At 55.2% G+C, this 12032-nt stretch carries 8 protein-coding genes; 5 read left to right on the top strand and 3 right to left on the bottom strand.

The genetic code is table 11. From position 1 onward, the window contains the following. The first annotated feature begins 452 nt into the window (after nucleotides 1-452). The 3 genes from ACR0KW_RS15890 to ACR0KW_RS15880 all read left to right on the top strand — a co-directional run bounded on the left by ACR0KW_RS15890 (nucleotide 453) and on the right by ACR0KW_RS15880 (nucleotide 4507). Nucleotides 453-2291 carry an adenylate/guanylate cyclase domain-containing protein gene (locus ACR0KW_RS15890; RefSeq protein ID WP_480805874.1) on the top strand — a complete coding sequence of 613 codons (1839 nt, stop codon included), beginning with the start codon at nucleotides 453-455 and terminating at the stop codon, nucleotides 2289-2291. 296 nt (nucleotides 2292-2587) lie between these two features. Next, a protein-coding gene (locus ACR0KW_RS15885; protein WP_480805906.1) for an IS3 family transposase occupies nucleotides 2588-3918 on the top strand; the annotation gives its coding sequence in 2 pieces (ribosomal slippage) (nucleotides 2588-2903 and nucleotides 2903-3918; 1332 coding nt in all). A 79-nt stretch (nucleotides 3919-3997) separates the two neighbouring features. Then, nucleotides 3998-4507, top strand: coding sequence for a TonB-dependent receptor domain-containing protein (locus ACR0KW_RS15880; RefSeq protein ID WP_480805873.1), 510 nt, complete (start codon nucleotides 3998-4000; stop codon nucleotides 4505-4507). A 123-nt stretch (nucleotides 4508-4630) separates the two neighbouring features. Here the strand turns inward: ACR0KW_RS15880 and ACR0KW_RS15875 are convergent, their stop codons facing one another. The 3 genes from ACR0KW_RS15875 to ACR0KW_RS15865 all read right to left on the bottom strand — a co-directional run bounded on the left by ACR0KW_RS15875 (nucleotide 4631) and on the right by ACR0KW_RS15865 (nucleotide 7664). After that, nucleotides 4631-5137 carry a hypothetical protein gene (locus tag ACR0KW_RS15875; RefSeq protein WP_480805872.1) on the bottom strand — a complete coding sequence of 169 codons (507 nt, stop codon included), beginning with the start codon at nucleotides 5135-5137 and terminating at the stop codon, nucleotides 4631-4633. Beyond that, the gene (locus ACR0KW_RS15870; protein ID WP_480805871.1) at nucleotides 5134-5379 is read right to left on the bottom strand and encodes a hypothetical protein; all 246 of its coding nucleotides are present in this window, start codon (nucleotides 5377-5379) and stop codon (nucleotides 5134-5136) included. Before ACR0KW_RS15870 ends, ACR0KW_RS15875 begins: the two co-directional genes overlap by 4 nt. A 197-nt stretch (nucleotides 5380-5576) precedes the next feature. Beyond that, nucleotides 5577-7664 (bottom strand): TonB-dependent receptor, encoded by a 2088-nt coding sequence (locus ACR0KW_RS15865; protein ID WP_480805870.1) that lies wholly within the window; start codon nucleotides 7662-7664, stop codon nucleotides 5577-5579. Nucleotides 7665-7971: 307 nt separating this feature from the next. On the opposite strand from ACR0KW_RS15865, the gene ACR0KW_RS15860 reads away from it, so the two are divergent. Together ACR0KW_RS15860 and ACR0KW_RS15855 are read left to right on the top strand one after the other, a co-directional pair. Next, entirely contained in the window at nucleotides 7972-8778 is an 807-nt protein-coding gene (locus tag ACR0KW_RS15860) for an IclR family transcriptional regulator (RefSeq protein ID WP_480805869.1), read from the top strand. Nucleotides 8779-9126: 348 nt separating this feature from the next. Continuing rightward, nucleotides 9127-12003 (top strand): condensation domain-containing protein, encoded by a 2877-nt coding sequence (locus ACR0KW_RS15855; protein WP_480805868.1) that lies wholly within the window; start codon nucleotides 9127-9129, stop codon nucleotides 12001-12003. Nucleotides 12004-12032 lie beyond the last annotated feature (29 nt).

Genomic DNA, 12032 nt, shown 5'->3' with positions numbered 1-12032 from the left:
AAAACCCTTGGAGCGATGAGGGCATTTTAGCCTAGATGCTGCCTGGTTTGGGTGCTGTGAAAAGGGAATCTCATGATGATTGACGCAATCGATCTCAAGGCAAACCGCCACGACTAGAACGTGAAAAAAAGCGCGGCATTGGCCGCCTTATAGGGTGAAACAAAAACGATATGAACTTGAAGCAACACGCCATCTGTGACCACCAAGGGAACCCACTGAACTTGTTCATCGCGACAGGTCATCGATTTCATCAGAAGCCGGGCGTTGCTATGCAGCCTGCCTAATAGCGCTTCAAGGTCTTCCGTTTCGCTTTCACTCTCACAGAAGCCGTTTTGTTCTGACTATGAAAGAAGTCGAGTTCTGAACATATACTACAAAGCAACCATTTAAATGAGATTCCATCGGTCGTCTTCTACGTTGAATAGGAATCACAAGCCACATATCGTTCAGAGATGGTCAAAGCAGACAAACAACCCGGATGCACCGGTACAAAAGAACAGGTTGTATCACCGCAGAGTAGCGCTAGTTCACAACTTTTAGTCAGAATTTCGACACTGTTGGCGCTGGCCTTCGGCGGGTTAGTGGTTTTTTCGACGGGAGCAGTACTATTTGTATCTACTTATGCCAATGTTCGTAACACGACCACGTTTCTGAACGCCTACGACGCATTTACCGTTGAGTCTATAAAAGTTAACATCCTAAGCCTGATCACGCCCATCGAAGAAATTGCGAGATCTTTACAGCAGAATGCCAGTGCCAGCGAAGTTGACCTATCCGACACTGAATTTCTTGAGGCCTATTTTAGGGGTGTTGCAGCTTCTGCTCCTTATCTGACTGACTTAGCTATCGTCTATCCCGGCGGCAACACATTCATCACAACCCATGTACCCGGCTTCAACGGGCCTACGTTCAATTCCACCAACCAGCCACCCTCTGCGGCTACCTTCCAGTTCCTGGAGGATGTGAAACGTTCCAACGAACTGATTTGGAATGAACCCTTCTTCAACCAAGGCAAGACGCACATTTCAGTAGCCGTTCCGGTTTACCGACACGACATGTTCCTGGGCGCTGTGCTCATATCCTCCACAGTGCATCATTTCTCTGACATTGTCAGCGAATTGAGCGGTAAATTCGGCGCAACCGGTTTCATCCTTTACGGTGGCAACCGAGTTCTGGCCCATCCAAAACTGCTGAACCTTCCGGCCGGTGACTTGAGCTCGGAAACCCCGCTTCTTTCGGTCCAAGCGCTTGATGATACTGTCATAACGCAGGCGTTGACACAGGTCCCTGATTTTCAAGGCACCGACGGTTCTTTTGACGGATTCGTGGTGGATTCTGCGGAGGGCGAGCAGCTTGTCCTAACAAGCACTCTGGACGAGTTTGGTCCCGAGCCTTGGGTCATTGGTCAGTATTCTCCGCTTAGTGATTGGAGCATGCAATGGACCCGATTACGGGAGGCAGTACTGGTCAGTGTTGGATTGCTAGTAGTTTCAGTTCTGGTGGCACTTCTGCTGGCAAGGAGACTTTCGGCTCCGATCCAAAGATCTACAGATGAAGCCACAAAAATCAGCGCACTAAACCTCGATCAGATCGACTACCTCCCTCCCTCGCGCGTGACAGAATTGAACCTTCAGGCTGCCGCATTTAATAAGATGCTCGACGGGTTGCGATGGTTCGAAACCTATCTACCCCGCACTCTAGTGCGTCAATTGTTGAACACCGGCGATCCCAACCTTGTCGAACCTCGAGAAGTCGAACTGACTGTCATGTTCTCCGACATCGAGGGGTTCACTGCCACGTCGGAAGCCATGTCTCCGAAGGTCACGGCAGAGATGCTCAACCGCCACTTCGAAATCTTGAACAGTTGTATTGAGGCAGAAGGCGGTACCCTTGACAAATACATCGGTGACGCGGCGATGGCTTTCTGGGGCGCGCCTGAAGAACAACCCGATCATGCCGAACGGGCCTGTCGCGCTGCGTTGGCTATCAAGCAATCGTTAGCGAAGGATGGGGTCACATACAACGTCAAGATTGCCGTTCACACTGGGCCACTCATCGTTGGCAATATTGGGGCTAAAAATCGGATGAATTACACGGTAATAGGTGATACCGTGAACACCTGTGCCCGTATTGAGACTCTGGCCGGCACTCTGGAGACGGTCGAGCAAACTAAAATCTTAGTCAGCGATGCCACCGCAGCTCATCTTGGGGCGGAATTCGAATTGGAACATATTGGCGATTTCCGCGTCAAGGGGCGTTCACAAAAAGTCACCGTCCACCGCATTGGCTGAGCAGGATGTGTCGCAAACTTTGGGCGTTGGTGGACCTAAGCGCGTGTCTTGGTTCTTTTGCTTTGAAATCAATTTCGAGCAGGTTTTAGTATGGTCTCTTTGAAAGGCTGTCATTTTCCCAAAGATGCGGTTTTATACGCTGTGTACTTCTACCTGCGGTACACGGTTTCCTATCGCGACCTGGAAGAGATCATGGCTTGTCCGACATCAGCACCTGTGGGCCTGATTGAGGGATTTGCATAACGGAAGGTTTCTGGCTCATCTGAACCGTCAAGGAGTGAAGATGAGACGGAAAGCTGGAACCGACGGCTGATCGGGTCGTCAAAGACATTCGCCGCAAGACGCGCAAGCACCATTCGGCTGAGGAGAAGATCCGCATTGTGCTGGAGGGTTTGCGTGGCGAGGAGAGCATCGCCGCGCTCTGCCGTCGTGAAGGGATTGCCACGAGCCTGTACTATTCTTGGTCTAAGGAGTTCCTGGAGGCCGGAAAAAAGCGGCTGGCAGGTGACACAGCCAGGCAAGCGACAAGCCCCGAAGTGAAGGAGCTGCGGACCGAGGCGTTGGCCCTGAAGGAGGCGGTTGCCGACCTCACCCTGGAAAACCGCTTGCTTAAAAAAAGCATGCTCGGGGATGGGGACGACGACATATGAGATACCCCACAACGGAGAAGCTCAAGATCATCCGACTTGTCGAGCAGTCCCACTTGCCAGCGAAGAGGACGCTGTCGAGGTTGGGCATCCCGAAAACCACGTTTTACCGCTGGTGTGCCCGCTATGAGGCGTTTGGTGAAGCCGGGCTCGAGGACCGCCGTCCACACCCCGGCCGGGTCTGGAACCGCATCCCCGACGAGATCCGGCAGGCTCTCGTTGACCTCGCCCTGGATGAGCCGGAACTATCGCCGCGTGAGCTGGCATTCCGCTTCACAGACACGAAAAAGTACTTTGTATCAGAGCCTTCGGTTTATCGTATCCTCAAGGAGCAGGACCTGATTACTGGCCCGGCGTTCAATGTGATCAAGGCTGCGGACGAGTTCCACGACAAGACCACAAGAACGAACCAGCTTTGGCAGACGGACTTCACCTACCTGAAGGTGACTGGCTGGGGCTGGTTCTATCTCTCGACGATCCTGGACGATTTCAGCCGTTACATCGTGGCGTGGAAGCTCTGCACAACGATGAAGGCCGGCGATGTCACTGACACTCTGGAACTGGCGTTGGAGGCATCAGGCTGTTCGTCCGCGACCATCAGGCACAAACCCAGGCTGCTCAGCGACAACGGCTCATCATACATCTCTGGTGACCTGGCGGATTGGCTCCAAGATCACGGTATGGACCACGTTCGAGGGGCGCCAAATCATCCGCAGACCCAGGGCAAGATCGAGCGGTGGCACCAGACGCTCAAGAACCGCATCCTGTTGGAGAACTATTACCTACCGGGCGCACTCGAGGAAGCGATCAGAGCCTTCGTCGACCACTACAATCACCGCCGCTATCACGAGAGCCTCGGCAATCTGACACCGGCCGATGTCTACTTCGGTCGCAGCGACGGCATTCTGAAGGAAAGGAGAACCATCAAGGAAAGAACACTGAAACAGCGACGCTTGCTCAATCTCGGGTGCGCCGCGTAAGATCACAATCGATGAGCCAGGCCGTCCTAAACGCCGTCAGCTCGATCGGACCATTTCATTTGATGACGGACATATCGCAGTGGCCGCCGATCCGACCGCGCCCGGTCAATTGACCTATGATAACGTCGACCGTGTGAATAGCTGCGGCGTCGAACTGGCAGCCGAAGTTGATCCGGGTTGGGGCGGCGTTCGGCCTTACGCGATTCTGTCAAACATCACGCGTGAGTTTGAATATTCAACCGGCGTGACAACAAAAGACAGCGGCACACCGGAATGGACGGGCACGCTTGGGGTGCGGTCCGACTGGCAGACCGCAAGCCTGTCGGGCACATGGGATGTATTCCTGCGGGGCGAAAGCTCGGCCGAGTTGCGGGATGAGAATGGCAACATCGTCGACACCGGCACGCCCACCGGCACCAACCTGACTGCCGGTTGGACCACGCTGAACTTCCGCGGCAGTCTGGACCTGACCGAAAATGCTCTGCTGACGCTTGAGGTCAACAATATCCTCGACAAGTCCTACCGCGCCAACGATCAGATCCCGGCAGCGGAACGAAACATCAACCTGTTTGTGACCGCGACATTCTAATACGTTACAGCAGTTGAAAACCTAAAGGCCGCAGATCTGACTGTGGCCTTTCTATTAAACCCATCCCATTTTAGGCGTTTTTGATCCCGTCCCGTCTCGCTGGCAGGCGCTCTCGGGCGTAGTTCAGGAAACTACACGCAGTTTTGGTTTTCCATCGTTGCGCATCGGCGGCAATTGCCCAGCGGGGAATCTATTGGCAAAGGTCAGGCCGGACCGGATAACGTCCGGATCCATCCATCCCTGCGTCAGTTCTTCAACAGTCTGACGTGCGGCCGAGGTGTTGTCTCGTCGCATATGGTGCAGAACCAGCAGCAGCGCGGCCTCGTCAGAAGAGACCCAATCCTTCCGATGCTCTCCAAACGGGTCGGCATAGTCAAAATATCCGTCTCGTACTTTTATGACATATTTCAGGAAACGTGCCAGAAGATGCGCCGCCGGAAAGCCAATCGCGTCTCCCCACTGCTCGGCGGCGATGGTGTAGGCACGATGCCAAGCCTGCGTGTCTGGCCGGCTCAGCGCGTCCAGGTGATGCCGGATGACGCTGAGCAACCCGGTTTCAAAGTCGTCCAGCGGCAGGTCAACAACGGCCACCAAATCGGCATCCAACTGTGCAACAGATGCGAGTGTCATGACGCAGTCCTTTCACGCTCGGGCAATGCCTGTGACAGCTTCACCACATTCTCAGGCAGGTCTTCGGGTGTTTGTTCTGACATGGGCGAAGCAGCATGAACCGGAAAGCGTAGGTCGGCCTCGATCGCTGCGCGCAACTTGGGCTTCAGCCTGCATCCGAATGCGCTGGCAACATCATCGGTGGCCAGCATCGTCGACATCAGAGTGGTTTTCATCTGCAATCCTTGGGTTTTACGTGCCATGGTTGCCCGCGCCTTGCAGGCAATGTTCAATTTGGCTGGGCGTAACTCCGAAGGATCTGAATGAGCCGCGGCTAATGGTCAACTAAAACGGTCAGGTATTGTAGTCAACATCGATTGAAGGCCCAGTTGCCAGGAAAAGTGGGAACCTGAGTTCCCACAAGAGCCGTGCAACCGGGCTTGACGCATCACATCATTATTCAGAATGTTTTGCGAACTCCGAAACCAGCGTAGCGAGGTTCAAGCAATTCACCCTCGATCCCGCCGATTGTACGGTTGACTCTTTTGAACGTGGGCCCGCGTTCGTCGAACAGGTTGTTGACGTAACCAAAAATCTCAATGTCATCCCGCGGACGATAGCTGAGCCGCAGATCTGCGACCGTGTAGCCGCTGACGGCCAGGTCAGGATTGTTGTCGTCAGTCGAGTAATATCCGTCGGTGAAGCGAACCGTTCCACCCAGCGTCCAGTCAGGAGCAAAGTCCCAATCCGCACCCACTGTAAGCATATAGGCTGGTGAATTGCTGAACTCGTTGCCTAGGAAATCCACCGAAGCTGAGCTGAACTCGGTGACCTTGTTGCGCAGCAGGCCCAGCCCACCGGTCAGGCGCACGGTGTCAATAGGGCGATAATCGAGTCCAACTTCAAGACCGTAGGATTTGGCTTTTTCCGCGTTGACGGTCATGGCTTGACCAACAAGGCCCGGAATGGACACCACGACGAAACGCTGTGCATCCGTGAAATCGCTGTAGAACAGGTTGCCGGTCAGAAACAGACTGTCATTCAACAACTGCGCGCGGCCGAACAGTTCATAGTTCCAGACAGTTTCCTTTTCGAACGGAACATATTCTCCGCTTTGGAAGTTCAGCGAAACACCACCGGGGTTGTATCCTTTGCTGATCAGGGCGCCGACAGTGGCATTGTCGGTGATGTCATAAGCAAGCGATATCCGTGGCAGCCAGTCCGAGAATGTCTCGTCATAGTCCAGTGCACTCGTTGCGAAATTCGATGTGCCCGATCGTTTGATCTCGTCCTGCTGGAATCGCAAACCACCGTTCAGAGTCCAGCGTTCAGCGAACCTGTAGGTAATGTCGGTGAAAACCCCAAGGTTGTCCTTGCGGTCGTCAAAGACGGAATTCCCTCCGATCTGAAGGGCTTCGTCGGAATCCGTCCTGGCCGCATACAGACCCACAACGCCACTGAACGCCGAGGCGTCCGAACCAAAGGTCAGGCGCAGCTCATTCGACAGGTTTTCCTGATCGATTTGTGCAGACCCGAAGTTCTCAGGTGCTGAGATGCGGTCGGTATCAATGTCCGAGTATTGAAGCTGGTTGATGATCGCCACGCCATTGTCGAACTCATAGGCGATATCGGCAATCGTTGTGTTGGTGCGTTGTTCCCAACTGGGGTTGCTACTTGTTGTGCTGATCAGTTCGTCAAATGGGGCGTCGGCCGCTTCTGCCGTAGGCCGGTTTGTATCGGTGTACGAGTAGGTCAGTTTGGCCGTAAGACCCGGAAGGTCGGTCGGAGCCCACAAGAATTTCAGCCGGGCGTTCTTGCTTTCGAAGTCCTGATCTGTGGCACCCTGGGCGAAATTGGGATTGGTGTAGTCGATGAAGGTATCCCGCGCAAAATAGTCCAGCGCGATCCTTGCGGCGAATTGGTCAGAAATCGGAGCCGAGTATGCAAGTGACGCCCGTTTGCGGTTGTCGCTGCCAAGCTGAAACTGCGCGGCGCCTTCGGTAAAGAAAGTCGGGTCCTTGGTGTTGACGATGATTGCGCCCGCAATGCTGTTTGCGCCCTGGGCCGTAGTTTGCGGACCGCGGAACACCTCGATCGAGTCAACATCCCAGATCGAATTGGCCCCGTAGACCAACTCGTTGAAGGTCAGATAGTGACCGTCCAGGTTAACCGTTGCGCGGGGGACCGTGCCGCCAAAAAAGGCGCCGGCCCCTGTATTGGGCCCCTGTGCTTCCTGACCACGAATAACCGGTGCGCCGACCGTTCCGGGGTAAAGAACGTTCGGGGTTCCTTCGACCGCGTCCCTTACGTCGGTCTCGGACGGCTTGGCTTCGAGGTCACCTGAGGTGATCACGGAAACCGAACTTGCGGTTTCACGCAGAGTCCGATCCACCTTTTCCCCGGTGACGACAATTTCCTTGAGTTCGATGACGTCATTGTCTTCGACGGGCTCAGAGCTTTCCTGAGCCTGCGCCGATACGCTTGAGCACGTTGCCAGAGCAACAACGCTCACACGGCCCAACAGCCGCGCGAATGTGCGCTGTTTCATTTCCTTGTCCCTTTGTTTTCAGACTGTCCAGCTGTCGAGACTTGCTGCAGTCAATGGATTGTTTGACCGGTCTCTGCTTGGCTTGCCTAGTCGCATCGGGACTCTGGCTGGCGAGTGGATATTCCACCGGCGGCTTCCACATGGCAGAACGCATTCCGCATTGCAAGATGAATCAAAGGTGATAGTACCTCTGGTACCATGCCAAAAAGTCGCAATTCACTTGGGGCGTGGAAACGGGAGGGTGAGTAACAACGTCTACTTGATCATTCCGCTCTCTTGTTCGTGCCAACAGAGGACTCGACACGAAATGACAAACGGGAAAGACGATGGCGTGTCCAAAAGATGGGCAAAGTCAAGCCAACCACGCAAGGGTACGGTTCAGTCGGTTTCAATAGCGGCCCGCTTTCTGTCAGTTCTGGCGAATTCTGAAGGGCCGGTGGCCCTCAGTGAGATTGCGCGGCGCACGGAAACAAGCAGTTCCACAGCCCACCGGTACCTGAGTTCGCTGCAACAGGAAGGTCTTGTGAATCAGGAGCCTGGATCTGGTCGATATGACCTGGGACATGCCGCGCTCAGCATCGGTCTTGCTGCGCTACAGCGTTTGGATCCGATTGAGGTCGCGGCACAGCACATGAAAGAGCTTTCGGGTCGCGTTGCGGCCAGCGCGGGCGTGGTTGTCTGGACTGAGCGCGGCCCGACAGTGGTGCGCTGGTATCGTAGCGCGTATTTCGCAATCAGTTCGCTCAGCCTCGGCGATGTGCTGCCTGTTGATAATTCGGCTTGCGGTCTGGCATTTCAGGCATTTTTGCCCAGAGACACCGTCAAGGTTGCCCGCAACAACCAGCCAGCCAGAACGCGCGGCAAACCCCCGTGCCGTGCCGAGTTGGAGGCAATACGCTTATCGGGATTGGCGCAACTAGATAGCCATCTGAAACCTGATGTGACCGGACAAGCCGTACCAGTTTTTGACGCCCAGAATGAAATCGTTTGCGTCATGACCATCGTTGCTGATCTGGGTAGTACGATTGGTCCAAGCGCGGATGGCGCGCTGCTGGAGGCCGGACGGGCAGTTGCACAATTGACCGGAACGACCCAATGGTCGAAATATTGCTGATAGGCCGTCACTGCTTGACAATCAAACGCCCTCGTTTTTAGGGTCCCCCAAACTGCCAGACCCAGCTGATTCACGGCAAGGCCGACTTTCTGGCAGTCATGACTTTCACGTCATGTTTCATTGCCGCGTATGGCGGCGCCATCGTGGATCAGCACCTAATGCGTCTTTGCAGCAAACTTTCCAGACAGATTTGTGCGTTTTTCGCGCTCCCGTATGGCGCGAGAGATGAACGACCTTTCGCGTCCGGATTGAATTCTCGTCGACCTGATCCTCGTCCCGACCCGCATTTCGCCACTAAGTCAGCGATTGGCGGGCGCAACATTTCGTACGTAGTAAACGAGGCCTTCCATGCCCCAGGACATAAATGAGCTGCTCGAAACGTCGGCAAATGATCGGCCGAGTGCCCCCGCACAGCTCTCGGAACCGACTGAGCATCAAGAGCATATCTGGCTGCGTCAGCAGCAAATGCCAGAAGAAAGGCTGATTCAGGTTGCAGCACTGGACTTGCCGGATTCGGTCGATGCGCAACGTCTGATCGGTGCGGTTGGACATTTAACGGAAATTTTGCCCGAGGCAGGGCGTGGGTATCTCTTTAACGACAGCGGGCAGCTTGTTAAGTCCCCGCTTGGACAGGTGCCCATTGCGTGTGATCACATTGAGGGTGACCGCGCTATTATAGATGTATTGATGCGGGCCCAATCTGAGGTTTGGGATCTGAGCCAGAGGCCGCCGGTAATGGCACATTTCCTGATGGGCTCTGGCCGCCGTGTCCTCGCCATATTGCGGCACCGCGTTGCCGAGGACGTGCTGCCGTTTCAATTGATTATTGATGCAATTTCAGCGGCCTATGATACAGGTGGCTGTTCAACTGTGCCAAGCGTTGCGAATGCGCCGGTATTTGCGGGGGAGATTGAGGAAGGCAGTGCAGACTCGCCTTTGGATTGGGCGCGACTGCAAACGGACCTGCGCCTGCAAGAGGTTGTTTCGACAGCGACCGCCCCTAACGCAAGAGGGATCTGGCGGGGCGCGCTGGCCCATCATCACCGGATTTCAGTGCCGCTCGCATCCGCCCCACTGCTGATTGGGCATCATGAAGATGACGCCAAGCTGCTGGCTCGGGTCACAAACCTCTTGCTGAGGATGGTCTGTCAGTTGAGCGGCAAACAGAGTGTGACCGTCGACTATCTGACCCAGGGCATATCCGCATTCAATCTGGCTCAGGCCGCTGTGTCTTCCCCACGTCTGCAATTGAATTGGTGTGGTACGGCGGAAGATGACGAGATGCTGTGCCGGACCCTTGCTTTGACGGGCGGCGACACAAAGGAAATCACCAGAACGGCACCGATTGCGGTTTCATTGCGGCCTGAACAACAGGCTGCAATGGTTGTGGGCGATGCCCATTGTACACCCGTGCCACTGCCCACCGCAGAGTTAACCCCTGATCTGTCAATGGGTATCGGATGTGACGGCGCACAGAATTTGACGATTGAGCTTGTTACCGGTCGGGCGATTTCGGCCCATGTCGGTCCTGTTCTGTTGGAGCGACTGGTGGCCATTTTGCAAGGGCGGCAACCAATCCCTGAAACTGCAAAGGGCGAGACCAGCCTTTCGAAGCCCCAATCCGACCCGCTTGAGGATGTTGTGCAAACCATCCTGACCGAGTTCCGCGATGCACTGGACAGCCCGGACATGTCGGAAAACGATGACTTCTTCGATCACGGAGGGCATTCGCTGGTCGCGACCCGCGTCATTGGCCGCCTGCTGAGCCAGCACGGATTGGAAATCCGGTTTGCAGACCTGTTCAGTCATGCCTCTGCCCGGCGTTTGGCGACCATGGCACGTCGCGTCGAGGTCGAGCAAACGGCTGAATCACAAATCATGGATGATCCGCGTGATATGGGACCTTTCCCGCTATCGCTGGCACAGCAATCGCTTTGGCGGGCTTACGCCGCCTTTGGCAAAGGGGCGATCTTCAATATTCCCTTCGCGCTGCGGTTTATCGACCAGGTGGACGAGTCCCTGTTTCAACAGGCGTTTCGTGATCTTCTGGAGCGCCACCCCATTCTGCGTTCGCTTCATACCGATGAAGGCGGAGACCCGGTACATCACGTGGTTCCGGTGGAAAGGCTGGAAGATTATCGCTGGTTCTGGTCCAGCGAAGACAGCCGCGACACAGATAGATTGGCTGAGGCGCATCATGTCTTTGATCTCAGATCTGAATTGCCCTTGCGGCTGCGGTTTCTGAGGGACTCAGATAGTGGAGAGCAAATTTTGTCGATGCTGTTTCACCACGTTGTGTTGGACGAATGGTCGGTTAACCTGCTGATGGATGAACTGGCTATCGCGTATCGTTGTCGCGCAGAGGGACGTGCTCCAGTTTGGACGACCAATCCCATGCCATTCCATCGGTTTACGCAATTGCAGGATGACGCAGGGTTGAACGAGGCAAACCTGTCCTATTGGGCAGACAAACTTGCAGGAGCCCCGCGGGCCATGCCGCTGTTTCCGCAGGATATTGATGAGGATGCTCCGCGCTCTCCGAAAGGTGGGTGGGTCGAGCTGGTTTTGAACCTGGACGTTGCCGAGGGGCTTTATGCGCTGGCCAAAGCGCAAGAGGCATCCTTGTTCAATGTCGTTTACGCGGCCATTGCAACCAGCATCAGCCATCTCAGCGGTCAGCAGGACCTTGTCATCGGCACGTCGGCGTCGGGCCGGAACCGGGCCGATTTCTTTGATACGGTTGGCTATTTCACCACCGTTGTCGCCCATCGGGTTCAGGTCACACCCGAGACGAGTGCCGCGTCGTTGATTCAGACGGTGCGGGATGAAATCGCTGAGTCCCTTCCGCACAGCGAAATACCGCTGGATCTAGTCGGCCGTCGCCTGACCGGAGGAGAACCGCCCGCCATGGAATCCATGTTCGAAGCGTTCATTCAGATTCACGCCCAGAACAAGTTGAATGGCGCACTTTCCGACGCGCAGGGCCGCCGCATTGCCTTCCGGCAAATCGACCCGGACAAGTCCGAAACGCTGTTAGGTCTGCAGTTCGAAGTATTGGAGGAAACCGTTGGCGAGAAACGTGGTATTCGGGTGATGATGAGTTATCGTGCCGACCGCTACGGACCTGATCGGGTGGACCAAATCCGGGACAAGCTGAATGAGGTGTTTACTCGTTTCTCGGGACCAGGTGCCGCGACGCAGTCTCTGACCGAACTGACCAACTGATTTGAAAGATTGTGTGAGGCACTATCGGT

The sequence above is a fragment of the Ruegeria sp. CG11 genome (assembly GCF_056537245.1).
Note: the sequence above shows the minus strand (reverse complement) of the source record. Positions and strands in the feature narration are given on the sequence as shown.